Source organism: Kitasatospora sp. NPDC029312, assembly GCF_055569215.1.
The window spans coordinates 71552-97921 of sequence record NZ_JBVHXY010000030.1; the positions used below are offsets into that span (position 1 = coordinate 71552).

Below are 26370 nucleotides of genomic sequence, written 5' to 3' on the forward strand. Positions count from 1 at the left end.
GCGGGCCCCGCGCCCGCGGGGGCCGCTCACCTGTTCGGGTCAGCAGCGGGTCTTGGCGGCGGCCCCGGCCGGGTACCTATGGACCTATGACCTCCGCCGCCGAGCCCTCGCAGCCCCGCCCGGCCGCCACCGTCCCCACCTCCTCCTACCGGCTCCAACTCCAGCCCGGCTTCACCCTGCGCAACGCCACCGCCGCCGTCCCCTACCTCGCCGCCCTCGGTGTCTCCCACCTGCACCTGTCCCCGCTCCTGGAAGCCGCCCCCGGCTCCACCCACGGCTACGACACCGTCGACCACACCCGGATCAGCGAACAGCTCGGCGGCGAGGCGGCGCTGCGCGCCCTGGCCGCCGAGGCGCACCGGCACGGACTGCGGCTGATCGCCGACGTGGTGCCCAACCACATGGCCGTGCCCGTCCCCGAACGGCTCAACGCGCCGCTCTGGCAGGTGCTGCGGGACGGCCCCGACTCGCCGTACGCGCGCTGGTTCGACATCGACTGGACCGCCCAGCCCGGACCCGCCGACGCCCCCGGGCGCGGGCGGGTGCTGCTGCCGCTGCTCGGCGACCGGCTCGGCGCCGTCCTGGACCAGCTGACCGTGGACGGCGAGGTGCTCCGCTACCACACCCACGAACTGCCGCTGCGCCCCGGCACCGGCACGCTGCCGCTGCCCGAGCTGCTGGCCCGGCAGTGGTACCGGCTCGCCTGGTGGCAGCTGGCCCGCACCGAGCTCAACTACCGGCGCTTCTTCACCGTCAACGAACTGATCGCCGTCCGGGTCGAGGAGCCGGAAGTCTTCGCCGCCACCCACGCCGTGCTGCTGCGGCTGCACGCCGACGGGGTCCTGGACGGCTTCCGGATCGACCACCCGGACGGGCTCGCCGACCCGCGCGGCTACCTGCGCCGCCTCTCCGATGCCACGGGCGGCGCGTACACCGTGGTCGAGAAGATCCTCACCGGCGAGGAGCGGCTGCCCGAGGACTGGCCGGTGGCGGGCACCACCGGCTACGACGCACTGCGCCGGATCGACGGCGTGCTCATCGACCGCACGGGCGCCTGCCGGCTGGCCGGGGCGTACGAGTCCTTCCTGCACGGCGGCCCGGTCCGCGACCTCTGCCAGGACCCGCACCCGGCGATCGCCGCCGCCCGGCGCGGACGGGCCGACATGACCGGGCCGGGCGGCGAGCTGGCCGCCGAGGTCGAGCGGCTGGTGCGGATCGCGCTGCGGATCGGCGCCGCCGAGGCCGCGCACGCCGACCACGCGCCCCGGCAGCTGCGCGCGGCGGTGCGGCGGCTGCTCACCGACTATCCGGTGTACCGGCCCTACGCGGTGCCCGGGGAGCCGGTCTTCGACGACCCGCTGCAGTCGGCCGGCGCGGACGACCCGACCGAGCGCCTGGTGGCCGCGCTGGCGCTCGGCGAGCTGGGCCGCAGCCCCGACAAGGACGAGTTCTGCGCGCGCTTCGCCCAGACCGCCGCCGCCGTGGCCGCCAAGGGCGTCGAGGACACCGCCTTCTACCGCTGGAACGCGCTGCCCGGCCTGAACGAGGTCGGCGGCGAGCCCGCCCGGCCCGGGGTGGCCCCGGCGGAGTTCCACGACTGGTGCCGGTACCTGGAACGCACCTGGCCGCACAGCATGACCGTGCTCTCCACCCACGACACCAAGCGCAGCGCCGACGCCCGGGCCCGGCTCGCCGTCCTCGCCGAGCAGCCCGGGGCCTGGGCCGCCGAGGCCGCCGCCTGGTCCACCGCCGCCGGGCCCGGCTTCGACCGCGACGCCGACTGGCTGCTCTGGCACACCCTGGTCGCCGCCTGGCCGATCGACCCGGACCGGCTGGTCGCCGCCCTGCTCAAGGCCGCCCGCGAGGCCAAGCTGCACACCTCCTGGACGGCCCCAGACCAGCGCTACGAACAGGCGCTGGAGGAGCGGGCCCGCGCCGTCCACACCAACCCCGCGCTGCTGCCCCGGATCGAGGGCCTGGTGCACGCGCTCGCCCCGTACGCCCGCGCCAACACCCTGGCCGCCGCCCTGCTGCACCTGACCATCCCGGGGGTGCCCGACCTCTACCAGGGCAGCGAGGAGCCGCTGTACACCCTGGTCGACCCGGACAACCGGGGCGTGGTGGACCTCGGCGCGCTCGCCGTGCGGCTCACCGACTCGGCCGCAGCGCGCCCCGGTGACCTCGCCCGGGAGAAGCTGCACCTGACCACCACCGCGCTGCACCTGCGCCGCGCCCGTCCGCTCGGCGCCTACCGCCCGCTGGCCGCCGGCGGCCCCGCCGCCGACCACCTGCTGGCCTTCGCCCGCGGCGAGGACGTGGTCACCGTCGTCACCCGGCTGCCGTACGGGCTGGAGCGGGCGGGCGGCTGGCGGGACACCGTCCTGGAGCTGCCGGCGGGCGGCCCCTGGACGGACGAGCTGACCCTGCGGGGCTTCCCGGCCGGGCCGGTGCCGGTGGCGGAGCTGTTCGCGACCCAACCGGTGGCGCTGCTGACGAGGAGGGGCTGAGCGATGCCGCGCTACGAGGTGTGGGCGCCGTACGCGGCCTCCCGCGTCACCGTGGAGGTCCGGGGCACGGAGCACGCGTTGGCGCGCTGCGCCGACCGGGACGGCTGGTGGGCCGGCGAGGCTCCCGACGGCGACTACGCCTTCCGCCTCGACGGCGGCCCGCCGCTGCCCGACCCGCGCTCGCCCCGGCAGCCGTACGGCCCCGACGGCCCGAGCCGGGCGGTGGACCACGCCGCCTTCCGCTGGTCGCGGACCGGCTGGCACGGCCGCCCGCTGCCCGGCTCGGTGCTCTATGAACTGCACGTCGGCACCTTCACGGCGAGCGGGACCTTCGACGCCGCCGCGGAACGCCTGGACCACCTGGTCGAGTTGGGCGTGGACTTCGTCGAGCTGATGCCGGTCTGCCCGTTCCCCGGCCGGCACGGCTGGGGCTACGACGGCGTCTCGCTGTGGGCCGTCCACGAGCCCTACGGCGGGCCCGAGGGGCTCAAGCGCTTCGTGGACGCCGCGCACCGCAAGGGCCTCGGGGTGGTGCTGGACGTGGTCCACAACCACCTGGGGCCGTCCGGCAACCATCTGCCCTCCTTCGGGCCGTACTTCACCGACCGGCACCACACCCCGTGGGGTTCGGCGGTCAACCTGGACGCCCCCGGCTCGGACGAGGTGCGCCGCTACCTGATCGACAGCGCCCTGGCCTGGCTGCGCGACTACCGGATCGACGGCCTGCGGCTGGACGCGGTGCACGCCCTCGCGGACGACCGGGCGGTGCACTTCCTGGAGGAACTCTCCTGCGCGGTAGAGAAGTTGGCGGTGGCCGTCAACCGGCCGCTGTTCCTGGTCGCCGAGTCCGACCAGAACACCCCGCGCACCACCGCCGCCCGCGAGGCCGGGGGCCACGGCCTCACCGCCCAGTGGAGCGACGACTTCCACCACGCCCTGCACTGCGCGCTCACCGGCGAATCCCAGGGCTACTACGGGGACTTCGCGCGCGCCCCGCTGGCCGCCGTCGCCAAGGCGCTGACCCGCGGGTACTTCCACGACGGCACCTGGTCCTCCTTCCGGCAGCGCCACCACGGCCGGCCGTTCCCGCCGGACGGGGGCCACCGGCTGCTCGGCTACCTGCAGACCCACGACCAGGTCGGCAACCGGGCCCTCGGGGACCGCATCTCCGCCGCCCTGCCCACCGGCCGGCTCGCCTGCGGCGCCGCGCTGGTGCTCACCTCGCCGTTCACCCCGATGCTGTTCATGGGCGAGGAGTGGGGCGCCGCCACCCCGTGGCAGTACTTCACCGACCACACCGACCCGGCCCTCGCGGAGGCCGTCCGGCAGGGCAGGCGGCGGGAGTTCGCCGAGCACGGCTGGGCCGCCGAGGCCGTCCCGGATCCCCAGGAGCCGGCCACCGTGCTGCGCTCGGTGCTCGACTGGACCGAGCCACGGCGCCGGCCGCACGCCGAACTCCTCGACTGGTACCGACGGTTGCTCCGGCTGCGGCGCGAACGGCCGGAGCTGTCCGACCCGGATCTTGGCGCGGTGCGGGTCGCGTTCGAGGAGGAGGCGGGCTGGCTGGTGGTGCACCGGGGGCCGTACCGGGTGGCGGTCAACCTGGGCCCGGCCGAGGCCGCGCTGCCGCTGGAGGCCGCCGGCCGGGAGGTGGTGGCGGCCTTCGGGGCGGCGGTGCTGGAGGGCAGGGCGCTGCGGCTGGCGCCGGACGCGGCGGCCATCGTGCGCGTCTGACCCGCCAGGGCGCGCTTGACCTGCCAGGGCTCGCCCGACTCGTCAGAGCTCGCCTGACCCGCCGGGGCTCGCCCGACTCACCAGGGCGCGCTGACCTACCAGAGGAAGGTGCCGATCCGCTCCCGCAGCGCCGGCGCGTCCAGGCCGTAGGCGGTCAGGTGCTCCGCCATCGAGCCGTAGTGCCGGTGCTCCTCGCGCGGCACGCCGAGGGCCAGCACCCGGTGCGGGCGGTCGGCCAGCGCCGCGTGCACCTCGTTCGCCGACGTGCCCGCCAGGTACGGCTCCACCAGCACCACGTCCGCCCGCTCGCCCGCCGCGGCGCGCAGCCCTGCGGCGTCGAAGGGGCGCACCGTCGCCGCGTACAGCACGGTGGCGTCCAGGCCCTCGGTCGCGGCCAGCACCGCGTCCAGCATCGGGCCGACGGCCAGCACCACGCCGTGCGAGCCCGTCCGCACGGTGGTGAAGCGGCCCGGTTCGACCGCCACGGGCGCGGCGTTCTGGTGGTTGGAGAGCCGGACGTAGACGTTGCGGTCGCCGTCCGCGACGGCGTGCTTCAGCAGCTGCTCGGCCTCGTCCGGGTGGCCGGGGACGTGCACCGTCCAGTCCGGCAGGGTGTCCAGCAGGGCGACGTCGCCCGGGGACATGTGGGTGCGGCCGGCCGCCGGGTTGTCGTAGGAGCCGCCCGCGCTGACCAGGACGGCGCCGACGCCTTGGTGCACCAGGCTCAACTTGAGCTGCTCGAAGGGCCGTTCGACCAGGAAGCTGGCGAAGGTGTGGGCGATCGGTCGCATCCCGCTGAGCGCCAGCCCGCCGGCCGCACCGATCAGCAGCTGCTCGCGGATGCCGACGTTGACCACCCGGTCGGGATGACGGTCCCGGGCCGGTTCGAAGGCGGCCGCAGTGATGTCGGCCAGGACGACGGCCAGCCGGGGGTCCTCGTCCAGCAGGCGGGTGGTGACGGCGACGAAGCGCTCGCGCATGGTGTCCATCGGGAACTGCCTTTCGTTTTCCTGGTGTTGTTCCGGGTGGCGGGGTGGCGCCGGGAGGGCTCAGGAGTTCTTCGGCTCCACCCGGGCGACCACCACGTGCGGGCGGCCCGGGTGCTCGGCGGTGAAGGCGCGGTACAGGGCCTCGTGGTCGCGGCCGTCCACCGTCGCGGTGGACCAGCCCGCGGCCGCGAAGCGCTGGGCGATGCCGCCCTGCCAGCCGTGGGTGGCCGAGGAGTTGTCGATCACCACCGCGTGCAGCCGGTCCAGCCCGTACGCTCCGGCGAAGGCCACCGCCTCGTGGTTGGAGCCCTCGTCGAACTCGGCGTCACCGACCAGCACCCACACCGCCGGGTCGGTCAGCCCCTGCGCCCGCAGCCCGAGGGCCGTGCCGACGGCCAGCGGCAGGCCGTGGCCGAGCGAGCCGGAGGAGATCTCCACGCCGGGCAGCAGCATGCGGTCCGGGTGGTAGCCCAGCGGCGAGTCGTAGCCGCCGAAGCCCGGCAGGAGGGCGGGACCGAGGAAGCCCTTGGCCGTCAGCACCGCGTAGTAGGCCATCGGGCCATGGCCCTTGGAGAGCAGGAACCGGTCGCGGTCCTGCGCCTCGGCGGTCTCCGGGGTGACCCTCAGCACCCGGTCGTACAGCACCCAGAGCGCGTCCAGCGTGGAGGTCGCGGCCACGTCGTGCTTCTCGTCACCGGTCATCAGCGCCATCAGGGCCTGGAGGTCCTCGAAGCGGGCCCGGCCGACGGCTTCCGTGCTCGTGTTCGTCGTCATGCCACCGATCGTGCAACCTCAAGCGAACTTTAAGTCAAGCGGCTACACTCAGCCCCCATGACGGCGAAATCCGACGACGCCCGCGCCGCCGGCCCGCGCCCGGCAGACCTCCTGACCATCGGCCAGCTCTCCGCCCGCAGCGGCCTCGCCCACTCCGCGCTGCGCTACTACGAGAGCCTCGGCCTGATCCAGGCCACCCGCACCAGCGGCGGCCAGCGCCGCTACGCTCGCGGCATGCTGCGCCGGATCGCCTTCGTGCGCGCCGCCCAGCGGGTCGGCCTCTCCCTCGACGAGGCCCGCGACGCCCTGGACGGCCTGCCCGAACGCCCCGCACCCAGCGGCACCGAATGGGACCGGGTCGCCACGGCCTGGCAGGACCGCATCGACCAGCAGATCGCCGAACTGGAAAGGCTCAAGGCCAGGCTCACCGGCTGCATCGGCTGCGGCTGCCTCTCCCTGACCCGCTGCGCCCTCTACAACGCCGACGATCGGCTCGGCAGGGTCGGCCCCGGCGCCCACTACCTGCGCAGCCCCGACCCGGCCGCCGAACTCGGCGGCGCCTGACAGGCCGTTGCCGCAGGGCCTCCCTGCCTTGTCAAGCAGGGGAGTTGAAGCCCTCGGCGCGGACGCTGGATGCCCTCGCCGAGGAGTGGTTCGAGGCCCGCTAGGGCCGGGGGTCGGTGCGCAGCAGGCCGTACACCACCGAGTCCCGCCATGCACCGGCCCGGAAGGTCACCGCGCGGTGCACGCCCTCGCGGGTGAAGCCGACCTTCTCCAGGGCACGCTGCTCGGCGATGTTGCCGACCTCGGTGTCCGCCTCCAGTCGCATCACCGGCGTGTGCGCGAACAGGTAGTCCACCAGCAGCCGTTGGGCCTGCGTCCCGATCCCCCGCCCGCGCGCCTGCGGCGCCAGTTGGATGCCGATGCTCCAGTACTGGGCGGTCGGCAGCATGCCCTTGCGGCGGGCGGCGACGAAGCCGCAGAACTCGCCGTCGGCCACGACCGCGAAGATCCACTGGTCGTCCCCGAGCAGCCCGTGCTCCTCCCACCGCCGCCGGAACCGCTCCTGATGCCGCCAGCCGTACCACTGGTACTCACCCACCACCTCCGGATCGTTGACCAGCCTGCCGAACGCGGGCAGGTCGGCTTCGGCTATCGGGCGCAGGGAGACCGTTTCATCGCTCATCCCTCCACCCTAGGCACCACCGCCGACGCTCCTGCGGCCCGCCCCCTGGCGCCCGACCGGCCGCCGGCCCGAGGATGGTGAGCGTCCTTACCGAACGTCAGGAACGGCGGTGGCCAGCATGGCCGGCATCAGGGTCAGTACGGTGGTGGAAGCCCGGGCCGAGCGGGTGTGGGAGCTGGTCGGGGACTTCCACGGCCTCGGCGACTGGCACCCCCACCTGCCGGTGAGCCGGCTCGGCAACGGGCTGCCGGGCAACACGATCGGCTCGGTGCGGATCTTCGACCTCGACGGCGTGGAGCTGCGCGAGACGCTGCTCGCCTACGACGAGGAGGCCCGCAGCTACACCTACAGCTTCCCCGACGGCACCTTCCACTTCGACGGCTACCGGGCCGCCCTGCAGGTCACCCCGGTGACCGAGCTGGACGCCAGCTTCGTCGAGTGGAGCGTCACCTTCGACATCGATCCCGAGCACCGCAAGGAGTCCACCGACCGCGTGCACGGCGTCTTCACCTCCGGCCTCGCCGCGCTGCGCGAGCACTTCACCGGCTGACGACGGCCGGGCCCCGAGGCGCGCCGGGCACCTCGGGGCCCCGGCCCCTCGCGGGCGGCACCCTCAACCCGACGCGTCGTGCGCGATCACCTCCAGCACACGTCTTCGGACCGCAGCCGAGGCCTCGGGCAGCCAGCGCGTCAACTCGGCGGCCAGACGCCGCCGTTCCGCTCGCAGGAGCCTGGCGACGGGGGTGCGCGAGCAGTGCAGGAACCACCAGTCCCGGATGCGGTCGATCACCCGTGCTCCTCGACGGGGTCGGCCCAGCTGATGCGCACCTCGTGGTCATCACCAAGGGGGATGACGAGGACGGGGTGCGCGGCGAGGTGGCGGATGACGTCCCGCTCGGCGCACGGTCCGGTGAACTGACGCTCCAGGCACCGGACTCGGTCCCTCGCCATCGGAAGGAACCGGACCGAGGCCCAGATCTCCTCGAGCGTCGAGGCGTCGAGAACGCGGACGACCGGCGCCCTGACGCCGGGCACCTCCACCAGGATGTCGTGATCGGCCCTCACGCGGCCACCTCGCCCCAGACGATCTTGCCCACGGGCCGGCGCGGGCAGCAGCCCCAGCGCTTGGCGAGCGAGTCGACGAGCCGGAGTCCGCGTCCGGTCTCGCCGTCGAGACCGGACACCGCGAGGACGGGCGCGCGGTCCCCGAGGGAGTCGTGGACCTCGATGCGGAGGCGGGCGGCATCGACGTCGAGCACGAAGTAGATCAGGCGGCCGACCGGTGTGCCGTGCAGAACCGCGTTGGTGACGAGTTCGGTGGCGACCACCAGGCCGGAGTCCAGGAAGCGCTCCCCGTCCGGGATCGAGGAGAGGAGGGAGTGGACCCGCCGGCGGGCGATGGCGGGCGAGCGGCGGCTGCGCGGCAGCCAGAGGGTGGAGGAGTTTCGGGACACGGCGAAGTCACCTTCCAGGCACTGCGAGTGGAGAAGGCCGGGCGGGGCGGACCGTCACGGGCCCGCGCACGTCGAACGCGAAGCGCCCGTAGGTGCGACGCAGCCACATGCCATGCCTGTCACTGAACGTCAGCGCTTCGTTACGAACAGCATGGAGCACTCGCGCGATAGATCGCAAGGCAAGCCGAGGAAGTATGAAAACTTTCAGCTCTTGGGGCAAGGTCCGCCCTCTACGCTTCCGCAGGTGGTGGCGAATCGTCACCGCTCGCATGCACACTGGTTCCTGAACGCTCTGGAGGGGTCAGATAGATGGCAGTCGCAGTGCCAGCCGTGCGATACCGGCGCATCGCCGCTGAGCTGAGGAGGCTTCGCGAGCTGAAGAACCTCTCGGCCGAGGAGGTCGTCGCCCAGGTCGACGGTGTCAACCTGGTCAAGCTCAGCCGCTACGAGAACGCCCGCGTCCAGCTGAAGCCCGATGTGGTCCGGGCCTTGCTCGACTTCTACGAGTGCGACCAGGAACTCAAGGAAGTCCTCGTCGAGATCCTCCGAGACAAGCGGCGGCCGGGCTGGATGGCGGGATACGAGCAGCTGAACCCGCTCTACACGGACTTGATCCGCCTGGAGGAGACCGCCGTAGGCAACAAGTCATACGAGTCTGCCTACATCCCCGGGTTGCTTCAGACCCGCCAGTATGCCCACGCCATCATCTCCAGCGGCGTGATAAACAAACCGAGCGTCGAAGAGCGGGTCGAAGTCCGGATCAACAGGCAGTCCGTTCTGACCCGGTCCGAGAACCCACTGAAGCTCTGGGCCGTGATTCACGAGGCCGCCCTGTCCATGAGCGCCGCCCCGGGCGTGATGGCGGATCAGCTGGACAAGCTGTTGCAGTTCAGCCAGCTCCCCAACATCAGGATTCAGGTCATGCCGGCCATGGCTCCCCCGCATCCCGGGATGACCGGATCCTTCGCGCTCCTGGAGTTTCGACAGCGTGACCTCGACCTGGTTCTGCTCAGCGGGATGCTCAGCAGCAACTGGGTCGAAGACCCGGATCAAGTCGACATCTACCGGGCGGCGTTCGACGAAATCATGGCAACAGCATTGTCCCTCGAAGAGTCGCGCAACCTCATCACACAGAAGAGAGACACGTTCAAGTGACCCACTTCCCTGTCGCCTCCGCACTTCCCGTGCAGTGGAAGAAGGCGACCGCCAGCAACCCGAATGACAACTGCGTCGAAGTAGCCGACGGCGTCACCGGTCACATCCCGGTCCGCGACAGCAAGGACCCCCACGGCCCGGCTCTCGCCTTCACCCCCGAGGCGTGGCGGTCCTTCATCGCCGGCATCCGTTCCTCCGACTTCCCCACCGTGCCCTGATACAGCACACCGGGCGGCCCCGCGCACCGCGCGGGGCCGCCCGTTTCCCGGCCGACGAGCTCCCAGCCGACGCCCAGCGGCCTCCCAGGCTCTCACCGGCCTCTCATGTCCCGCGCCTACCCTCCGCGCATGAACGTCTCCCTGCTCGACGGCTGGTTCCCGTGGACGGTCCGGGCCGCCGCCGTCGCCCTGTTCCTGGCCGCCGTCGGCCTGCGGGACGGGACCTGGCGGCGCAGGCGGGGGCCCATCGCGCTCGGGACGGCGCTGGTGCTGACCGCGGCGGCGGCCGTCGGTGTGGTCACCCTGTCCGGGATCACCGATCCGATCCCGTTCGAGGTGTGGCTGTGGAGCGGGGTGGCGATCGCGGCGCTCAGCGTGCTGGCCTTCGGCTGGCGCGGCGCGAGGTGGTGGCGGCGGGCACTGGTGGCGCCGAGCGTCCTGCTCGCGCTGTTCTGCGCGGCGAACAGCGTGAACATCGCCACCGGCTACTACCCGACGATCGACGACGCGATCGGCGAGCTCAGCGGGCAGCCGCTCCCGGACCAGATCACCCTGGCCGAGCTCGCCTCGATCCACGGCAAGACCAAGACCGGCCGCATCGTCCAGGTCGACATACCGGACACCGCCAGCGGCTTCGCCCACCGCCAGGAGCTGGTCTACCTGCCGCCCGCCTGGTTCCGTAGCCAGACCCGGCCCAAGCTCCCGGTGCTGGAGATGATCGGCGGCGAGTTCGCGGCACCCGACAACTGGATCCGCTCCGGCAACGCCGTCCGGACCGCCGACGAGTTCGCCGCCAAGCACAACGGCTTCGCCCCGATCCTGGTCTTCGTGGACGCCACCGGCGGCTTCCGGGTGGACACCGAGTGCGTGGACGGCCCGCACGGCAACGCCGAGAGCCACCTTGTCAAGGACGTCCCCCCGTTCGTGCAGAAGACCTTCAACGCGGCCACCGACCCGCACAAGTGGGGCGTGGCCGGCTGGTCGATGGGCGGCACCTGCGCCGTCGACCTGGTGGTCGAACACCCCACCGTCTTCACCCACTTCGGCGACTTCTCCGGCGACAAGGGCCCCTACATCGGCGACAAGGACCACACCGTCCAGGAGCTCTACGGCGGCGACACCGCGGCCTGGGCGGCCCACGACCCGCTGACCGTCCTCGCCCACCACCCCAAGTACCAGGGCGTCTCCGGCTTCTTCGGCCAGGGCGACGAGGAACACGGCCAGATCGAGTCCGCCAAGGCCCTGGACGCCGCCGCCAAGCGCGACGGCATCCGCACCACCAGCGCCATCGCCCCCGGCCGCCACACCTGGCAGACCGGCGCCACGACCTTCACCCAGGCCCTCCCCTGGCTCGCCCAACAACTCGCCGTCCCGGGCACCCGGCCGTAGCGGCGGGCCGCCGCCGCGCGCGTAACAGGCCGGTCCGGGTTCAGTCCGGATTCGGTACCGGCCCCACCCGAACCGCGTGCCTTCCGTACCGCCCGGTGGGGAGGCGCAGCCCCGCCCCAAGCACCCACCGGTTCCGCCGCATTCGCACACAGGTGCCCCACCGGACCGATACACCTGCCGCACACCACCCGCCCCTGGAGGAATCTCGCTTTGCTAGCGGCGCTCGCGTGGCATAGGTTTCGTCCGCCGTCGACACGGCGGTTGATCTGACTGACGGTCAGATCAGCGGTTGTTGCAGCCCCGCGGGCCCTGACGGCAGCATGAACGGGGAAGGGACAGCCATGCCGCGAGGCCGCAGCGACGGGCCGACCGGCCGGCGGGGCGGTTGCGTGGCGTCCCGCTGGGCGAGGCCTTTCCCCGGCCGCGGCGGGCGCCGGTGACGGCCGCCGCGCGGCGGTAACACCCACAGGCGGCCGCCGGGTCCGTCCGGCACAGGGGACCGGACGGACCCGGCGGCATTCTCAGGCCCCGAGGTCAGAGCCCCAGGCGGCTGAGCGCCGTGGTCCAGTCGCTCGCGATGGCGCTGCGGGCGGCCGCCAGGGTCACTCTCCGGCCGCAGACCGCGTTCTTGAGCCGGGTCTCGACCAAGTCCTTGCTCTGCGCCGGCTGGTCGCCGTACCGGGGCTCGGGCCACAGGTTGCGCGGGTCGCGCGGCGCGCCGCCGAGTTCCAGGGGGACGAGGTGGTCCTCCTCGTAGTCCGACGGGTTGGTGTCCGCGTAGCCGTACTGCACGATCTGCTGCGCCTTCAGCGGGTTGGTGTAGCTGGTCGGCGGGCGCACGGTGGCGGTCCAGCCGGAGACGCAGATGGTCGAGCCGATGGTGGCCTGGGTGACGGCCGGGTTGTACGCGCCTGGCGTGCAGGACGGGTCGGGCAGCGGCAGGTACGCCTGCGAGCAGCTCGCGGCGAGCGTGATGGACTTGACCGACGTGCCGTTCGCCGGAGCGGCGGCCTGCGCGGTGCCGGTGGCGAGCCCGGCGGCGGCGAGGACGGCGGCTGCGGCGACGACGGTGAGGCGCTGACGGAGCATCATGGGGGTGCTCTCCTGGGCCGGCCCGGCCGATCGCCGGGCGACTGTGCCCATGACAGCACCGTGCGCGCCACGGGCGGCAGACCCAGGACGTGAACGACTGGTGTCCGGGCGTCACTTCACCAGGAACGGTCTTCACATCCGCGTCGACGTACGGCGATCGCACAGCCGGGCGGTGCTTCAGGAAGCGCCGCCCGCCAGCAGCCGCGCCAGCAGCGCCGCCGGCCCCTCCGGCAGGCTGCCGTGCACCAGTTCGACGCGGTGCACCAGCCGGGGCGCGGCGATCCGCGCCCAGGCGACGCCGGGTGCGGCGGCCGCCACCGCCTCGGGCAGCAGGGTCAGGCCGTGGCCGGTGGCGACCAGGGCGAGCAGCCCGTGCAGGTCGGTGCCCCGGTAGCGGGTGGCGGGCCGGAAACCGTCCGTGCCGGTGGCCGCGCGCAGCCGGGCCGTCGTGGGGGCGAGGTCGGCGGCGTCCAGCCAGCGCGCGGCCGACAGGTCGGCGAGCGCGACGCCGGTACGGCCGGCCAGCGGGTGCCCGTCCGGCAGGGCGACCGCGACCGGCCGCTCGTCCACCGCGACGGTGGTCAGCGGGCCGACCTCGGGCAGCGGCAGCGGGTCGCTCGGTGCGGCCAGGCCGTCGATCAGCGCGAGGTCGACCTCGCCGGTGGCGACCCGGGCGGGCAGCACGTCCTGGGCGAGCACCCGGAGAACCGGTTCCGTCCTCGGGTACGCCCGGCGCACCTCGCCGAGCGCGCGCCCCAGTTCCGCCCCGACCGCCAGCGGGGTGGCGCCGAGCACCAGCCGGGCACTGGAGGCACCGGCCAGGCGCGCGACATCGGCGCGCGCCGCCTCCAGCCGGACCAACAGCGGAGCGGCGTGCTCCAGCAGCCGCCGCCCGGCGGCGGTCGGGCCGACCGGGCGGCGGACCAGCAGCGCCGTGCCGAGGTCCGCCTCCAGCGAGGCGATCTGCTGGGAGACCGCGGACTGGGTGTAGCCGAGCTCGCGGGCCGCCTCGGAGAAGGAGGCGAGACGGGCGACGGTCACGAAGGTGCGCAGCTGCTGCGGATCCACGGCGGTCATCAACCGATCTGATCGATGGTTAAGAGATCATTGTTGGCGCTGATCTCGCGTGCCGGGCCAGGATAGCCGCATGACCTACTTCACCCCGCGGATCGCCCTCGTCGGCGACCGCTCCCCCGCCGTCCGCTCGCACGCCCGCATCCCCGGGCTGCTCGACGCCCTCGCCGACCACGACCAGCTCGTCCTGGACGCCTACTGGATCCCCACCGAGGACGCCGGGGCGCCGGGCGCGCTCGACGGCTTCGACGCCGTCTGGCTGCTGCCCGGCAGCCCGTACCGCAGTGAGGCCGGCGCCCTGGCCGCCGTACGGACCGCCCGCGAAGGCGGCATCCCCTTCCTCGGCACCTGCGGCGGGTTCCAGCACGCCGTACTGGAGTACGCCCGCACCGTCTGCGGCATCACCGACGCCGTCCATGCCGAGGAGCACCCCGAGGGGCGCCGGCAGGTGATCGCCCCGCTCAGCTGCTCGCTGGTCGGCCACGAGGGCGCCGTCTCGGTCACCCCCGGCACCCTGGCCGAGCGCGCCCTGGGCGCCACCCGCACCCAGGAGCGCTACCACTGCTCCTACGGCCTCAACTCCCAGTATCTGGACCGGTTGCGCGCCCACGGGCTGCGCTTCAGCGGTGCGGACGACTCCGGCGACGTCCGGGTGCTGGAGCTGCCGGAGCACCCGTTCTTCCTCGCCACGCTGTTCCAGCCCGAGCTGTCCGGTGACGGCACCCGGCCCCATCCGATGATCCGCGCCCTGGCGGCGGCCGCCGTGGTCCACGCGGCGGGTGGCGCCGGGGACAGGAGCCCGCGTCCTGCCACCACAACCGCCTGAGCGCCGCTCACATCGGCAGCGAGCGCAGCCGCACCGGCCCCTCCGGCCAGCCGGCACCCTCGGCCAGCGGCCGCCACATGGTGCGCAGCGGCATCACCGCGAGCCGCCCCTGCGGCTGTTCGACGGTCACCTCCTCGGCCACCTCCCGGAAGCCGAGCCGACGGTAGAACGCGGCCAGCGGCGGGCGGCAGAACAGCAGCGCGTACCGGAAGCCGAGCGAGCGCCCGTGGTCGAGGGCGGCCCTGACCACGGCCTGGGCCAGGCCGCCGCCGCGCCGCTCGGGGGCGACGCACACGCCGCCGACGCCGATCGCCGTCAGGTCGACGCCGCCGACGGTGAGCGGCAGCGGCAGCAGTCCGGTGTGGGCGACGAGCCGGCCGTCGGCGGCCCGGATGCCGAAGTGGGTGTCCTTCGGAAGGAACGTCAGCCCGGTGTAGGCGACGCCGTACGGGTCCTCGCCGGGGCCGAGGATCTCCTCCTGCTCGGCACGGGAGTACTGCTCGAGCCGGATCACGGTCGGCGGTTCGGAAGAAAAACGATCATCCATCACCCCATGCTCCCTTCCCAGGGGGCGCCTGATCCAGTCCCTTCCCGGCCACCTGTTCGATCACGGCGCTCGGCGCACGCCCGGCCGTACGGCGCTACGCCGCGGCGCGCTTCACCAGCTCCGCCCACACCTCGTCGACGCGCGCCGAAAGCGCCTCCAGCGCACCGCCGTTGTCGATCACCAGGTCCGCGATCGCCAGCCGGTCCTCCCGGGTGGCCTGCGCGGCCATCCGGGCCCGGGCCTCCTCCTCGGCCATGCCGCGCAGCCGCACCAGCCGCTCGAGCCGGACCTCGTCCGCCGCGTCCACCACGACGACGAGGTCGAACAGCGGCGCCAGTCCGTTCTCGGCCAGCAGCGGTACGTCGTGCACCACCACCGCGTCCGGCGCGGCCGCCGCCTCGAGTTCGGCGGAGCGGGCCCGCACCAGCGGGTGGACGATCGCGTTCAGCGCCTGGAGCCGCTTCTGGTCGCCGAACACGATCGCCCCGAGGGCCGGACGGTCCAGCGTGCCGTCCTCGCGCAGCACTTCGGGACCGAACTCGGCGACCACGGCCGCCAGGCCGTCCGTCCCGGGGGCGACCACCTCGCGGGCGATCAGGTCGGAGTCCACGATCACCGCGCCGCGCGCGGCGAACAGCCGGGACACCTCGCTCTTGCCCGCGCCGATGCCACCCGTCAGTCCGATCTTCAGCATGGCGTCAGGCTACCGGTGGGCGCTCCGGCCCGTCAGCCCCCGGGGCCGCCGCCCGCCGCCCACGCCCGCCGGCTCGGAGCCGTCAGCCCGGCCCGCCGCCCCGCCGTCAGTCCAGGACCGCGTCCAGGACCAGGCTCTCGCCCTCGCCGAGCACGGTCAGCCCCGCGCCGGTGCCCGGCCCGTCCGGCCCGAGCAGCCGGGTTGCCACCATCTGCCCGATCGGGCTGAGCGTCGCCTCGTGGACCGGCACGGCCACCCGCGGCCCCGCCTCCCGGACGTAGTCGACCACCTCGGCGGCCTTGCTCCACGGCGCCGCGAGCGGCAGCAGCAGGGTGTCCACGGTGTGCGGCGGCACGGTGAAGGCGTCACCGGGGTGGAAGAGCCGGCCGTCGAAGAGGAAGCCGATGTTCTTCACCAGCGGGATGTCCGGGTGGATCCGCGCGTGCCACTCGCCGTGCACCGAGACGCCGAGCCCGGCGATGTCGAAGGCGTCGCCCTCGCCGACCGCCGTGACCCGCGGGCCGGCGCCCTCCAGCTGGGCGGCCACGGCGCCGTTGGTCCACACCCGCAGCGCCGGGTCCGCCTCCAGCGCGGCGCGCAGCCGGGACTCCTCGAAGTGGTCCATGTGCTCGTGGGTGATCAGGACGGCGTCCGCCCCGGCCAGCGCGGCGGGGTCGGTGAAGGCCCCCGGGTCGACGACGACGGTGGTGGTGCCGTGCTCGATGCGTACGCAGGCGTGTCCGAACTTCGTGATTCGCATACCCGAAACCATACAGCAGAGCTGTACAGTTTAGCTGCATGAATTCCGGATAGACTGCTCCCATGCCCCGCGAAGCACCGCACCCGGACACCCTGGAACTCGCCGCCGACCTGCGCACCGCCCTCGGCAGCCTGGTCCGCTCCCTGCGTGACAGCGACGAACTGCCGCAGAACCAGGCCGCCGTCCTCGGCCTGCTGGTCCGCGACGAACGCTCCTACACCGTCGCCGAACTCGCCGAGCGCCGCCGCGTCCGCCACCAGTCGATGGCCCGCACCGTCGCCCTGATGACCGAGGCCGGGCTGGTCTCCCAGCAGCCCCACCCCACCGACGGCCGCAAGCAGCTGATCACCGCGACCGACGCGGGCCGCACCGCCCTCCTCGACCAGCGCGCCCGCCGCGAGCACCACATCGCGACGGCCATCGAGTCCCGCCTCACCTCCACGGAACGGGACCAGCTCCGCGCCGCCGTCAGCCTGCTGAGCCGCCTTTCCTGAACCCGGAGCCGGCGGCTAGACCTTGACCAGGCCCGTTCCCGCCGCCGCCGCTGCCGGCTCACCGACGGGCGCACCTGCCGGCTCCCCGATCGGAGCCCCCGCCTCCGCCGGCTCCCCGATGGAAGCCTCCGCCGCCGCCCGCGGCAACGGAACGGCCGCCCGCGCCAGCGAGGGCAGCTCGACGTGCTCGCTCAGCCCGAAGCGCCGGTGCAGCCGCTTCAGCGGCGCCGGCGCCCACCAGTTGAACTCCCCGAACAGGCTCATCGCGGCGGGCACCAGCAGGCAGCGCACCAGCGTGGCGTCCACCGCGACCGCGACCGCCAGTGCGATGCCCATCTGCTTGACCATCAGCATGTCCCCGGCCGCGAAGCCCGCGAAGACGATCACCATCAGCAGCGCCGCCGAGGTGATGATCCGACCGCTGCGCTGGACCCCCAGCTCCACCGCCCGGGCACAGCCGTACCCGCGCTGGTGCAGCTCCTTGATCCGGGCGAGCAGGAACACCTCGTAGTCCATCGACAGCCCGAAGGCGAAGGCGAAGACCAGCACCGGCAGGAAGGTCTCCAGCCCCCCGGTCGGGCTGAAACCGAGCAGACCGCTGAACCAGCCGTCCTGGAAGATCAGGGTCAGCGCGCCGAGCGAGGCGCCCAGCGACAGCAGGTTCATCAGCAGCGCCTTGACCGGCATCACCACCGAGCCGGTCATCAGGAACAGCAGCACCAGCGTTCCGACCGCGACCAGGCCCAGCGCCCACGGCCCACGCGACAGCAGCTCGCCCTTGAAGTCCACCACCGAGGCCGCGCCGCCGGTCACATAGGTCCTCAGCCCGCCCCGGTCGGCCCGGAGCTCGTCCACCACGTGCTTGGCCGTGTCACCCTGCGGGTCGCCGTGCACCAGCACGTCCACGGTGGACACCTTGTCGGACACCGGGGTCACCGCCCGCACCCCGCTCACCCCGGGCAGCTTGGCGACGACCTCGTCCGCGTACGCCTGGGCGACCGGCGCGCCCCCCTCGACCACCACCGTGATCGGCGCGACCGCGAGCTGCGGGAACCGCTGGTCGACGGTCTCGGCGACCTGCCGCCCGGCCGAGGAGGTGGGCAGCACGGCGGCGCCGGAGCTGCGCATCTGGGCGTGGAAGAAGGGCGCCCCGGCCGCCATCAGCAGCGCCACCACGGCGAGCGCGACCGGTACGGCCCGCTTGCGCACCCGGCGGACGGTCCTGCTGAAGAAGCCCTCGTCCGGCACGGGCGCGGCGGGCGCCTTGATCCGGGAGCCGGCGAACCCCAGCAGCGCCGGGATCAGTGTCAGCGCGGCGGCGACCGCGATCACCACCACGCTCACCCCGGCCGCGGCGACCGCGCCGAGCACCGGGCTGGTGAACACGAAGAGGCCGGACAGCGCCACGGCGACGGTCAGTCCGGAGAACGCGACGGTGCGCCCGGCGGTGGCGGCGGTGCGTTCGACGGCGGCGGCGATGCCCGCGCCGTGGCCGCGTTCCTCGCGGAAGCGGTTCACCATCAGCAGCGCGTAGTCGATCGAGAGGCCGAGGCCCAGGACGGTGGCGATCGGCAGCACGCTGGTGTCGATGTCCATGATCCGGCTGAACCCGAACATGGCCAGCAGCGCCCCGCCCACCGAGGCGACGGCCCCGATCACCGGGAGCGAGGCGGCGGCCAGGCCGCCGAAGACCAGCACCATGACGACCAGGGTCAGCGGCAGGGTCACCATCTCGCCGAAGCGGGTGTCCTGCTCGGTCTGCTTCTTGACCTCCTGCTGGAGGACCAGGTCCCCGCCGACGGTGACGTGCGCGCCGCCCGCGCCGTTCAGTCCGGCCAGCCGGTGGGTGACGGCGTCGGTCTGGGCGCTGGTCGAGGTGGCGGCCATCCGTACGGTGACCAGGCTCGCCGTCCCGTCGGCGGCGCGCAGCGCGGCCGGAGCCGGCCCGGGGCCGTAGGCGTCCTGCGCGGAGGAGACGCCGGGCAGCGCGGCGATCTCGGCGACCGCCTTCCCGACAGCGGCCCGCACGGCCGGGTCGTCGACCGGCTTGCCGTCCACCACGGCGGTCACCGTGCCCTTGACCGGATCGGCCGCCGCGACGACGGCGCTGCCCCGGTCCCCTTCGGCGGTGGCGGAGGAGGCGCCGGCCACGGAGCCCTCGAAGACCCGGCCGCCGATCAGGACCCCGACCACCAGGACGGCGGCCCAGAAGCCGAGCACCCAGCGGCGGTGGCGGAAGCAGAACCGGCCGATCGCGGCGAGGCGGCCGCCGACCGCACCGACGGGGGCGGCCGAGGAGGGATTGCGCATGAAGGAGCCTTTCGGGCAGCTTCACTCAATGTAGGTGCATCCCGAACTCCGGCCTATAGCAGGGCAATGAGCCCCATCTCACATTTCCCTACACATAAACCACACATAAGTCAAAGCGGAAAACGAAGACTCGGTGAACGGGCGTGGAAGGACGCGCGGAAGAACGGCCCGGACGGCACCGGAAGGCGGAAGAGCGGCCCGAACGGGTCCGGGAACGGGGGAACGCCAACGGGCCCCACCCGGAAGATCCGGGTGGGGCCCGTTGCCTAGCTGTCAGCTAGCGGGGGACGAGAGCCTCAGCTCTGGCCACCGGCCAGCTTCTCGCGCAGGGCGGCCAGGGCCTCGTCGGAGGCCAGGGCGCCCGAGCCCTCGTCGCTGCTGGACGAGTACGAGCCACCAGCGGCAGCGGCGACGGCGTCGCCACCCTCGGCAGCGGCCTCGGCGTCGGCCTCGCGGCTCTTGATGACCTGGGCCTGGTGCTGCTCGAAGCGGGCCTGCGCCTCGGCGTACTGGCGCTCCCACTCCTCACGCTGCTTCTCGAAGCCGGGCAGCCAGTCGTTCGCCTCGGGGTCGAAGCCCTCCGGGTAGATGTAGTTGCCCTGGTCGTCGTACGAAGCGGCCATGCCGTACAGGGTCGGGTCGAACTCGACCTCGGCCGGGTTGGCACCCAGCGCCTCGTTGGCCTGCTTCAGCGAGAGGCTGATGCGACGACGCTCGAGGTCGATGTCGATGACCTTGACGAAGATCTCGTCGCCGACCTGGACGACCTGCTCCGGGATCTCGACGTGGCGCTCGGCCAGCTCGGAGATGTGGACCAGACCCTCGATGCCCTCGTCCACGCGGACGAACGCACCGAACGGAACCAGCTTGGTGACCTTACCCGGGACGACCTGGCCGATCTGGTGGGTCCGGGCGAACTGCTGCCACGGGTCCTCCTGGGTCGCCTTCAGCGACAGGGAGACGCGCTCGCGGTCCATGTCCACGTCGAGGACCTCGACGGTGACCTCCTGGCCGACCTCGACGACCTCGGACGGGTGGTCGATGTGCTTCCAGGACAGCTCGGAGACGTGCACCAGGCCGTCGACGCCACCCAGGTCCACGAAGGCACCGAAGTTGACGATCGAGGAGACGACGCCGGAGCGCACCTGACCCTTCTGCAGGGTGGTGAGGAAGGTCTGGCGGACCTCGCTCTGGGTCTGCTCCAGCCAGGCACGGCGGGACAGGACCACGTTGTTGCGGTTCTTGTCCAGCTCGATGATCTTGGCCTCGAGCTCCTTGCCCACGTAGGGCTGGAGGTCGCGGACACGACGCATCTCGACGAGCGACGCGGGGAGGAAGCCACGGAGGCCGATGTCGAGGATGAGACCACCCTTGACGACCTCGATGACGGTACCGGTGACGATGCCGTCCTCTTCCTTGATCTTCTCGATCGTGCCCCAGGCACGCTCGTACTGAGCGCGCTTCTTGGACAGGATGAGACGACCCTCCTTGTCCTCCTTCTGGAGAACCAGGGCCTCGATGTTGTCACCGACGGAGACGACCTCGTGCGGGTCAACGTCGTGCTTGATCGAGAGCTCACGGGAGGGGATGACGCCCTCGGTCTTGTAACCGATGTCGAGGAGCACCTCGTCACGGTCGACCTTCACGATGACGCCCTCGACGATGTCGCCATCGTTGAAGTACTTGATGGTCTCGTCGATCGCGGCGAGGAACGCGTCCGCGTCGCCGATGTCGTTGACCGCGACCTGCGGGGTGGTGCTGAGGGAGGAGTCGGTGGGGCTCGTCATTAGGAAAAGGGCTCCGGTACGGACATGAAAGTCGTAGGTAATGCCACGCGGAGGGCCCGTATCGCTCCCACCGAAAGCCGGACAGCCAAGAGCACGGCGCACCGGGATCCCGTCGTCCAACGAGAACCGGCGTCCGTCTTGCGACCGTGGGGTCTTCGACAGATGCGAGCGCGACCTGCTCCGTCCGAGGCGCGCAGGCCCGCAGCGCAACTTGTAGCATACGGGGACGGCCAGGCACGGTCAATGCCGAGAACGGCAAGACGGTGGAGCCCAGTACGGATCAGGCCATATCCTCCGGTTGCGCGCCTCGCGGCGGCGCCCGAAGGGACCCTTCCCCGGATGCCACCGCCAGGAGCCGGACCCTGACGGGCCGGTTCGCGGCAGCGGCGCTTCCGCATTCCATACCCTACGCGATGGGCATTGTCACCGTGGCCACCACCCCCCACTCCGACCTCCACGATCTTGACACCGCCGCCCCGGAGGGCGACCTCACCGAGGTCGAGGAGGAGGACGGCGACGGCGCGGTGCGCCGTGCGGCCGGCACCGGGGAGAGCAGCCGCGCCAGCCGCCACTGGTGGGACCGCAACGCCGACGAGTACCAGGACGAGCACGGCGAGTTCCTCGGCGACGACCGCTTCACCTGGTGCCCCGAAGGCCTGGACGAGGCCGACGCCCGGCTGCTCGGCGAGGTCGCGGGCAAGGACGTCCTGGAGATCGGCGCCGGCGCCGCCCAGTGCTCCCGCTGGCTGGCCGCCCGCGGCGCCCGCCCCGTCGCGCTCGACATCTCCCACCGCCAGCTCCAGCACTCCCGCCGGATCGACCTCGGCCGCGGCACCACCCCCGTGCCGGTCGTCCAGGCCGACGCCGCCGTCCTACCCTTCGCCGACGGCTCCTTCGACCTCGCCTGCTCCGCCTACGGCGCCGTCCCCTTCAGCGCCGACACCGCCGGGCTGATGCGCGAGGTGCACCGGGTGCTGCGGCCCGGCGGCCGCTGGGTGTTCTCGGTGACCCACCCCATCCGCTGGGCCTTCCCCGACGAACCCGGCGTCGAGGGCCTCACCGCCGTCTCCTCGTACTTCGACCGCACCCCGTACGTCGAGCAGGACGAGCAGGGCCGCGCCACCTACGTCGAACACCACCGCACCCTGGGCGACCGGGTCCGCGAACTCGTCGGCGCCGGCTTCCGCCTGACCGACCTGGTCGAGCCCGAGTGGCCGGCCGACCTGGAGCAGGAGTGGGGCGGCTGGTCCCCGCTGCGCGGGCGGCTGATCCCCGGCACGGCGATCTTCGTGGCGGAGCGGGGCTGAGCCGCTTGAACCCCGCCTGGCGCGACCTGCCCGTCCGCACCGCCCTGCCCGACCTGCACCGCGCGCTGGACGGGCACGGCACCGCCGTCCTCGCCGCGCCGCCCGGCACCGGCAAGACGACGCTGGTGCCGCTCGCCCTCGCCGGGCTGCTCGGCGACGGCCGGCCGACGCTCCGGGTGCTGGTCGCCGAGCCGCGCCGGCTCGCCGTACGGGCCGCGGCCCGGCGGATGGCCTGGCTGCTCGGCGAGACCGTCGGCGGCCGGGTCGGCTACACGGTGCGCGGCGAACGCCGCGTCGGCCCGCGGACGGTGGTCGAGGTGGTCACCACCGGGGTGCTGCTGCAACGGCTCCAGCGCGACCAGGAGCTGCCCGGAGTGGACGTGGCCGTCCTCGACGAGTGCCACGAACGCCACCTCGACGCCGACACCGCGCTCGCCTTCCTGCTGGACGTCCGGGCGGCACTGCGACCCGAACTCCGGCTGGTCTGCGCCTCGGCCACCTCCGACACCGCCGCCTGGGCCGAACTCCTCGGCGGCGCACCCGTGGTGGAGGCGCACGGGGTCTCCCACCCGGTGGAGGTGGTCTGGGCACCGCCGCCGCGCACCGTCCGGCCCGCCCACGGCACCCGGGTCGACCCGGCGCTGCTGGACCACGTCGCGGCCGTCATCCGGCAGGCCTTGGGCGAGCGGGACGGGGACGTGCTCTGCTTCCTGCCCGGCGTCGGGGAGATCGCCCGCGTGGCGGGCCTGCTCGGCGGGGCGGGCGCCGAGGTGCTCCAGCTGCACGGCCGCGCGCCGCAGGCCGTCCAGGACGCCGCGCTCAGCCCAGCCCCGCAGCGACGCGTGGTACTCGCCACCGCCGTCGCCGAGTCCTCGCTCACCGTCCCCGGCGTGCGCGTCGTGGTCGACGCCGGACTCGCCCGCGAACCCCGCACCGACCACGCCCGCGGCCTGGCCGGACTCGTCACCGTCCGCGCCTCGCTCGCCGCCGCCCGCCAGCGCGCCGGCCGCGCCGGGCGCGAGGCCCCGGGCACTGTCTACCGCTGCTGGCACGAAGCCGAGGACGCCCGCGCCGCCCGCTTCCCCACCCCCGAGATCGCCCTCGCCGACCTCACCGGGTTCGCCCTCCAGGCCGCCTGCTGGGGCGACCCGGACGCCACCGGCCTCGCCCTGCCCGACCGGCCCCCGGCGGGAGCGATGGCCGCCGCCCGGCAGACCCTCCAGGCCCTCGGCGCGGTCTCCCCGGACGGGCGGGCCACCGCGCGCGGGGCGCGCCTGGCCCGCACCGGGCTGCACCCCCGGCTGGGCCGTGCGCTGCTCGACGGCGCGACGGCGGTCGGTGCGCGGCGGGCCGCCGAAGTCGTCGCCCTGCTCTCCGAAGAACCACCGCGCGCGCTCGGGGACGACCTCGGGGCGGTGTGGCGGGCGGTGAAGGATTCCCGGGACCCTTACGCGGGCCGCTGGCGCGACGAGGTCCGCCGGTTGCAGCGTGCCACCTCCGACGAACCTTCGACCCCGTTGCCCGACGCCACCGCCGTCGGACTCGTCGTCGCCCTCGCCTTCCCGGAACGCATCGCCCGCGCGCGGGTCGAGCGGCCCGCCCCCGGCGAGCGCAGCCCGTACCTGATGGCCTCGGGTACGGCCGCCGAACTCGCGCCCGGCACCACGCTCGGCGCGCTGCCGTGGCTCGCCGTCGCGGTCGCCGACCGGCCGGCGGGGGCGCACTCGGCGCGAGTGCTGCACGCCGCCGCGCTGGACGAGGACACCGCCCGCCGAGCCGGCGCGGCACTGCTCACCGGTCGTGAGGAGGTCCACTGGGACACCCGGCGGGGGGAGGTCGTCGCTCGCCGCGTCGAGTCCCTCGGCGCGATCGAACTCGCCGAGCAGCCCCTCGACCGCCCCGACCGGGCACTCGTGCGCGCCGCCCTGCTGGAGGGCCTCACCCGCGAGGGCGTCAGCACCCTGCTGACATTCACCTCCGGTCTCCGCGAACGTCTCGCCTTCCTCCACACCGCCATCGGAGACCCGTGGCCGGACGTCAGCGACGAGGCACTGCTTCAGCGCGCCGACGAATGGCTGGAACCCGAACTCTCCCGCGCCCGCCGCCGCGCCGACCTCGCGAGGATCGACACGACAGCCGCTCTGCAGCGCCTACTCCCGTGGACCACCGGCGAGGCGGGCCGCCTGGACGAACTCGCCCCGGAGCGCATCACCGTCCCCAGCGGCTCGAAGATACGAGTCGACTACACCACCGAACGCCCAGTGCTAGCGGTGAAGTTGCAGGAACTCTTCGGCTGGACGACCACCCCCACCCTGGCCGCCGGCCGCGTCCCCGTCACCATCCACCTCCTCTCCCCCGCCGGCCGCCCCGCCGCCGTCACCGCCGACCTGGAGAGCTTCTGGCGCAACGGCTACCACGCCGTCCGAGCGGATCTCAGAGGCCGCTACCCCCGCCACCCCTGGCCGGAAGACCCGACGACGGCCGAGCCGACCCGCCGCCTCAACGCCCGGAAGTAGCAGCAAGTACAACCCGGTGGGGTGCCTGTTCGGCGGCCAGCAGGTACCCCTGATGAGAGAGGTCACCGGGGCGCGGATCGGTGCCGCGTGCTGCATGGGAAGTCGGCCCGGCCGACTTCCCGTGCAGCACCAGACACCGCCCCCGCGGTCTGCCCGCCGGGGCGGTGGGTCAGAGTACGGCGAGCCGGTCGACCAGCAGCTCCACCCTCCGCTCGGCGAACTCCCTTGGCAGCCGTCCCGCCCGGGTCAGGGTGGCCAGTCCGTGCAGGGACGCCCAGAACAGCTCGGTGAACACTCCCGGGTCGACGCCGTCCCCGGCGACCTCGCCGAGGCTTTCCAGCAGGGCGGCGAAGGCGTCCTTCAGCGGCTCGGGGGTGTCCTCGTGCGCGAAGGCCAGGCCGCCGTCGAGCTGGAAGAGGGCGTCGTAGACCGCCGGGTTGCGTGCGGCGAAGTCGAGGTAGGCGCGGGCGAGAGCGGTGACCCGCTCGCGCGGGCCGTCCGCGGCCGAGGTCGCGGACCGCAGCGCCGCGGCCATCTCGCCGGCGCCGTCGAGGGCGACGGCGCCGATGATCTCGCGCTTGCCGCGGAAATGGCTGTAGAGGACGGGCTGGCTGTATTCGATGCGCTCGGCGAGCCGGCGGGTGGTGACCGCGTCCCAGCCCTCCTGCTCGGCGAGTTCGCGGGCCGTCGCCACGATGAGGCGTTCGCGGTTCGCCCGTTCGCGCTGCTTTCGTTCCTGTACCGACATGACTGGATCCTAGCACCGCTAGACAACCAAGCGGCAGCAGTACTAGCGTTGCCTCATCATCTAGCGGCGCTAGTTCTCAGAGGGGTCATCATGCTCGGCGCACTCAAGGTCGTCACCGTCGTGGTCGTCGGAGTGATGGTGGGGGTGGAGTTCTCCGTCGCCTTCGTCATGAACCGGATCTTCAGCGCACTACCCGAGGACAGTGACCAACTCGGCCGCGCTCACGGGAGCCGGATGCTCGGCGCCGTGATGCCGTTCTGGTACATCGGCTCGCTCGTCCTCGCGGCGCTCTGGGCAGTCACCGGATGGCACCAGCACGGCACCGGTCTCGTCCTCACGGCGGCCGCGCTGCTGATCGTCAGCGTGCTCATGTCCGTCCTGCTGCTCGTCCCGATCAACAACCGGAGCAAGACGTGGACCCCCGAGAACCGGCCCGCCGACTGGAAGGAGCAGGCCAACCGCTGGGACCGCTACCACTACGTCCGCGTCGCCGTCATCATCGCCGCCTTCGCCCTGCTGGCCGCCGCCCTCACCTGAGCCGAAGTCGGCCGCGACGGCACTCGTCGAGCGCCTGCGCCACCGTCCCGCATCCCGCCGTCCCGCATCCCGTCCCTGCGTCAGTGGGCGCCGGTTGCGCGACGGACCGGCAGATCGTAGCGGGGGGGGGGGGGGAGGGGGGGGGGGGGGGGGGGGGGGAAGAAGAGGGGGGGGGGGGGGGGGGGGGGGGGGGGGGGGGGGGGAAGGGGGGGGGGGGGGGTGGGGGGGGGGGGGTGGGGGGGGGGGGGGGGGGGTTTTTGGGGGGGGAGAGG

General features: G+C 73.3%; 26 protein-coding genes. 12 read left to right on the forward strand and 14 right to left on the reverse strand.

The features are described from left to right. Positions 1-86 precede the first annotated feature (86 nt). Both treY and treZ read left to right on the forward strand, forming a co-directional pair. Entirely contained in the window at positions 87-2507 is a 2421-nt protein-coding gene (gene treY, locus ACZ4WV_RS23750; protein WP_465749852.1) for a malto-oligosyltrehalose synthase, read from the forward strand. 3 nt (positions 2508-2510) lie between these two features. After that, on the forward strand, positions 2511-4241 hold the full coding sequence (gene treZ / locus ACZ4WV_RS23755; protein WP_465749854.1) for a malto-oligosyltrehalose trehalohydrolase: 1731 nt from the start codon (positions 2511-2513) through the stop codon (positions 4239-4241). Between the two features lie 95 nt (positions 4242-4336). Here treZ and ACZ4WV_RS23760 read toward each other — a convergent pair whose 3' ends face one another. Both ACZ4WV_RS23760 and ACZ4WV_RS23765 read right to left on the reverse strand, forming a co-directional pair. Further along, positions 4337-5230, reverse strand: a complete 894-nt coding sequence (locus tag ACZ4WV_RS23760; RefSeq protein ID WP_465749856.1) for a transketolase family protein — start codon at positions 5228-5230, stop codon at positions 4337-4339. Between the two features lie 60 nt (positions 5231-5290). Next, positions 5291-6004, reverse strand: a complete 714-nt coding sequence (locus tag ACZ4WV_RS23765) for a thiamine pyrophosphate-dependent enzyme (protein WP_465749858.1) — start codon at positions 6002-6004, stop codon at positions 5291-5293. A 57-nt stretch (positions 6005-6061) separates the two neighbouring features. Between ACZ4WV_RS23765 and soxR the strand changes: the two genes are divergently transcribed. After that, on the forward strand, positions 6062-6568 hold the full coding sequence (gene soxR / locus ACZ4WV_RS23770) for a redox-sensitive transcriptional activator SoxR (RefSeq protein ID WP_465749860.1): 507 nt from the start codon (positions 6062-6064) through the stop codon (positions 6566-6568). A 100-nt stretch (positions 6569-6668) separates the two neighbouring features. Here the strand turns inward: soxR and ACZ4WV_RS23775 are convergent, their stop codons facing one another. Next, a complete protein-coding gene (locus tag ACZ4WV_RS23775; protein ID WP_465749862.1) occupies positions 6669-7190 on the reverse strand; it encodes a GNAT family N-acetyltransferase in 522 nt (173 codons plus the stop codon). A gap of 118 nt (positions 7191-7308) precedes the next feature. On the opposite strand from ACZ4WV_RS23775, the gene ACZ4WV_RS23780 reads away from it, so the two are divergent. After that, positions 7309-7740 (forward strand): SRPBCC family protein, encoded by a 432-nt coding sequence (locus ACZ4WV_RS23780; RefSeq protein WP_465749904.1) that lies wholly within the window; start codon positions 7309-7311, stop codon positions 7738-7740. A 63-nt stretch (positions 7741-7803) separates the two neighbouring features. Here ACZ4WV_RS23780 and ACZ4WV_RS23785 read toward each other — a convergent pair whose 3' ends face one another. Genes ACZ4WV_RS23785 through ACZ4WV_RS23795 form a run of 3 tightly spaced genes read right to left on the reverse strand, consistent with a single transcriptional unit; the run spans position 7804 to position 8644 of the window. Next, positions 7804-7980 (reverse strand): hypothetical protein, encoded by a 177-nt coding sequence (locus ACZ4WV_RS23785; protein ID WP_465749864.1) that lies wholly within the window; start codon positions 7978-7980, stop codon positions 7804-7806. Then, positions 7977-8255, reverse strand: coding sequence for a hypothetical protein (locus ACZ4WV_RS23790; protein WP_465749866.1), 279 nt, complete (start codon positions 8253-8255; stop codon positions 7977-7979). The genes ACZ4WV_RS23785 and ACZ4WV_RS23790 overlap by 4 nt, the downstream gene beginning before the upstream one ends. After that, entirely contained in the window at positions 8252-8644 is a 393-nt protein-coding gene (locus ACZ4WV_RS23795; protein WP_465749868.1) for an ATP-binding protein, read from the reverse strand. The genes ACZ4WV_RS23790 and ACZ4WV_RS23795 overlap by 4 nt, the downstream gene beginning before the upstream one ends. Before the next feature lie 309 nt (positions 8645-8953). On the opposite strand from ACZ4WV_RS23795, the gene ACZ4WV_RS23800 reads away from it, so the two are divergent. From ACZ4WV_RS23800 to ACZ4WV_RS23810, 3 genes are all read left to right on the forward strand, one after another. Further along, positions 8954-9799, forward strand: a complete 846-nt coding sequence (locus ACZ4WV_RS23800; RefSeq protein ID WP_465749870.1) for a helix-turn-helix domain-containing protein — start codon at positions 8954-8956, stop codon at positions 9797-9799. Continuing rightward, positions 9796-10017: a DUF397 domain-containing protein gene (locus tag ACZ4WV_RS23805; protein WP_465749872.1), complete on the forward strand. Its 222-nt coding sequence runs from the start codon at positions 9796-9798 to the stop codon at positions 10015-10017. Before ACZ4WV_RS23800 ends, ACZ4WV_RS23805 begins: the two co-directional genes overlap by 4 nt. Positions 10018-10146: 129 nt before the next feature. After that, a complete protein-coding gene (locus tag ACZ4WV_RS23810) occupies positions 10147-11406 on the forward strand; it encodes an alpha/beta hydrolase (protein WP_465749874.1) in 1260 nt (419 codons plus the stop codon). A gap of 534 nt (positions 11407-11940) precedes the next feature. On the opposite strand, the gene ACZ4WV_RS23815 is transcribed toward ACZ4WV_RS23810, so the two are convergent. Both ACZ4WV_RS23815 and ACZ4WV_RS23820 read right to left on the reverse strand, forming a co-directional pair. Next, entirely contained in the window at positions 11941-12498 is a 558-nt protein-coding gene (locus ACZ4WV_RS23815) for a hypothetical protein (protein WP_465749876.1), read from the reverse strand. Between the two features lie 177 nt (positions 12499-12675). Continuing rightward, complete coding sequence (locus ACZ4WV_RS23820; RefSeq protein ID WP_465749878.1) at positions 12676-13575, reverse strand: LysR family transcriptional regulator; 900 nt, start codon at positions 13573-13575, stop codon at positions 12676-12678. 70 nt (positions 13576-13645) lie between these two features. Here ACZ4WV_RS23820 and ACZ4WV_RS23825 point away from each other — a divergent pair, with 70 nt between their 5' ends. After that, a complete protein-coding gene (locus tag ACZ4WV_RS23825) occupies positions 13646-14398 on the forward strand; it encodes a CTP synthase C-terminal region-related (seleno)protein (RefSeq protein WP_465749880.1) in 753 nt (250 codons plus the stop codon). 7 nt (positions 14399-14405) lie between these two features. Here ACZ4WV_RS23825 and ACZ4WV_RS23830 read toward each other — a convergent pair whose 3' ends face one another. From ACZ4WV_RS23830 to ACZ4WV_RS23840, 3 genes are all read right to left on the reverse strand, one after another. Further along, positions 14406-14945, reverse strand: a complete 540-nt coding sequence (locus ACZ4WV_RS23830) for a GNAT family N-acetyltransferase (RefSeq protein ID WP_465749882.1) — start codon at positions 14943-14945, stop codon at positions 14406-14408. A gap of 94 nt (positions 14946-15039) precedes the next feature. Next, complete coding sequence (gene coaE / locus ACZ4WV_RS23835; protein WP_465749884.1) at positions 15040-15639, reverse strand: dephospho-CoA kinase; 600 nt, start codon at positions 15637-15639, stop codon at positions 15040-15042. A 106-nt stretch (positions 15640-15745) separates the two neighbouring features. Further along, positions 15746-16399 carry an MBL fold metallo-hydrolase gene (locus ACZ4WV_RS23840; protein ID WP_465749886.1) on the reverse strand — a complete coding sequence of 218 codons (654 nt, stop codon included), beginning with the start codon at positions 16397-16399 and terminating at the stop codon, positions 15746-15748. A gap of 62 nt (positions 16400-16461) precedes the next feature. On the opposite strand from ACZ4WV_RS23840, the gene ACZ4WV_RS23845 reads away from it, so the two are divergent. Further along, positions 16462-16893, forward strand: a complete 432-nt coding sequence (locus ACZ4WV_RS23845; RefSeq protein WP_465749888.1) for a MarR family winged helix-turn-helix transcriptional regulator — start codon at positions 16462-16464, stop codon at positions 16891-16893. A gap of 15 nt (positions 16894-16908) precedes the next feature. Here the strand turns inward: ACZ4WV_RS23845 and ACZ4WV_RS23850 are convergent, their stop codons facing one another. Together ACZ4WV_RS23850 and rpsA are read right to left on the reverse strand one after the other, a co-directional pair. Beyond that, positions 16909-19203, reverse strand: a complete 2295-nt coding sequence (locus ACZ4WV_RS23850; RefSeq protein ID WP_465749890.1) for an MMPL family transporter — start codon at positions 19201-19203, stop codon at positions 16909-16911. A 296-nt stretch (positions 19204-19499) separates the two neighbouring features. Next, positions 19500-20990, reverse strand: a complete 1491-nt coding sequence (gene rpsA, locus ACZ4WV_RS23855) for a 30S ribosomal protein S1 (protein ID WP_350748100.1) — start codon at positions 20988-20990, stop codon at positions 19500-19502. A gap of 413 nt (positions 20991-21403) precedes the next feature. Between rpsA and ACZ4WV_RS23860 the strand changes: the two genes are divergently transcribed. Next, on the forward strand, positions 21404-22297 hold the full coding sequence (locus tag ACZ4WV_RS23860; RefSeq protein WP_465749892.1) for a class I SAM-dependent methyltransferase: 894 nt from the start codon (positions 21404-21406) through the stop codon (positions 22295-22297). Between the two features lie 5 nt (positions 22298-22302). Then, on the forward strand, positions 22303-24813 hold the full coding sequence (hrpB, locus tag ACZ4WV_RS23865; protein ID WP_465749894.1) for an ATP-dependent helicase HrpB: 2511 nt from the start codon (positions 22303-22305) through the stop codon (positions 24811-24813). 169 nt (positions 24814-24982) lie between these two features. On the opposite strand, the gene ACZ4WV_RS23870 is transcribed toward hrpB, so the two are convergent. After that, entirely contained in the window at positions 24983-25561 is a 579-nt protein-coding gene (locus tag ACZ4WV_RS23870; RefSeq protein WP_465749896.1) for a TetR/AcrR family transcriptional regulator, read from the reverse strand. Between the two features lie 90 nt (positions 25562-25651). Here ACZ4WV_RS23870 and ACZ4WV_RS23875 point away from each other — a divergent pair, with 90 nt between their 5' ends. Continuing rightward, positions 25652-26098 carry an anthrone oxygenase family protein gene (locus ACZ4WV_RS23875; RefSeq protein WP_465749898.1) on the forward strand — a complete coding sequence of 149 codons (447 nt, stop codon included), beginning with the start codon at positions 25652-25654 and terminating at the stop codon, positions 26096-26098. Positions 26099-26370: the final 272 nt, after the last annotated feature.

What these genes read in the sequence shown, in the direction of transcription:
- ACZ4WV_RS23760 (WP_465749856.1), bottom strand. Translation starts at nt 5,230, where the DNA reads ATGGACACCATGCGCGAGCGCTTCGTCGCCGTCACCACCCGCCTGCTG.
- ACZ4WV_RS23860 (WP_465749892.1), top strand. Translation starts at nt 21,404, where the DNA reads ATGGGCATTGTCACCGTGGCCACCACCCCCCACTCCGACCTCCACGAT.
- soxR (WP_465749860.1), top strand. Translation starts at nt 6,062, where the DNA reads ATGACGGCGAAATCCGACGACGCCCGCGCCGCCGGCCCGCGCCCGGCA.
- ACZ4WV_RS23820 (WP_465749878.1), bottom strand. Translation starts at nt 13,575, where the DNA reads ATGACCGCCGTGGATCCGCAGCAGCTGCGCACCTTCGTGACCGTCGCC.
- ACZ4WV_RS23830 (WP_465749882.1), bottom strand. Translation starts at nt 14,945, where the DNA reads ATGGATGATCGTTTTTCTTCCGAACCGCCGACCGTGATCCGGCTCGAG.
- ACZ4WV_RS23875 (WP_465749898.1), top strand. Translation starts at nt 25,652, where the DNA reads ATGCTCGGCGCACTCAAGGTCGTCACCGTCGTGGTCGTCGGAGTGATG.
- ACZ4WV_RS23765 (WP_465749858.1), bottom strand. Translation starts at nt 6,004, where the DNA reads ATGACGACGAACACGAGCACGGAAGCCGTCGGCCGGGCCCGCTTCGAG.
- treZ (WP_465749854.1), top strand. Translation starts at nt 2,511, where the DNA reads ATGCCGCGCTACGAGGTGTGGGCGCCGTACGCGGCCTCCCGCGTCACC.
- ACZ4WV_RS23845 (WP_465749888.1), top strand. Translation starts at nt 16,462, where the DNA reads ATGCCCCGCGAAGCACCGCACCCGGACACCCTGGAACTCGCCGCCGAC.
- ACZ4WV_RS23780 (WP_465749904.1), top strand. Translation starts at nt 7,309, where the DNA reads ATGGCCGGCATCAGGGTCAGTACGGTGGTGGAAGCCCGGGCCGAGCGG.
- ACZ4WV_RS23850 (WP_465749890.1), bottom strand. Translation starts at nt 19,203, where the DNA reads ATGCGCAATCCCTCCTCGGCCGCCCCCGTCGGTGCGGTCGGCGGCCGC.
- treY (WP_465749852.1), top strand. Translation starts at nt 87, where the DNA reads ATGACCTCCGCCGCCGAGCCCTCGCAGCCCCGCCCGGCCGCCACCGTC.
- ACZ4WV_RS23825 (WP_465749880.1), top strand. Translation starts at nt 13,646, where the DNA reads ATGACCTACTTCACCCCGCGGATCGCCCTCGTCGGCGACCGCTCCCCC.
- rpsA (WP_350748100.1), bottom strand. Translation starts at nt 20,990, where the DNA reads ATGACGAGCCCCACCGACTCCTCCCTCAGCACCACCCCGCAGGTCGCG.
- ACZ4WV_RS23870 (WP_465749896.1), bottom strand. Translation starts at nt 25,561, where the DNA reads ATGTCGGTACAGGAACGAAAGCAGCGCGAACGGGCGAACCGCGAACGC.
- ACZ4WV_RS23840 (WP_465749886.1), bottom strand. Translation starts at nt 16,399, where the DNA reads ATGCGAATCACGAAGTTCGGACACGCCTGCGTACGCATCGAGCACGGC.
- coaE (WP_465749884.1), bottom strand. Translation starts at nt 15,639, where the DNA reads ATGCTGAAGATCGGACTGACGGGTGGCATCGGCGCGGGCAAGAGCGAG.
- ACZ4WV_RS23800 (WP_465749870.1), top strand. Translation starts at nt 8,954, where the DNA reads ATGGCAGTCGCAGTGCCAGCCGTGCGATACCGGCGCATCGCCGCTGAG.
- ACZ4WV_RS23775 (WP_465749862.1), bottom strand. Translation starts at nt 7,190, where the DNA reads ATGAGCGATGAAACGGTCTCCCTGCGCCCGATAGCCGAAGCCGACCTG.
- ACZ4WV_RS23810 (WP_465749874.1), top strand. Translation starts at nt 10,147, where the DNA reads ATGAACGTCTCCCTGCTCGACGGCTGGTTCCCGTGGACGGTCCGGGCC.
- ACZ4WV_RS23815 (WP_465749876.1), bottom strand. Translation starts at nt 12,498, where the DNA reads ATGATGCTCCGTCAGCGCCTCACCGTCGTCGCCGCAGCCGCCGTCCTC.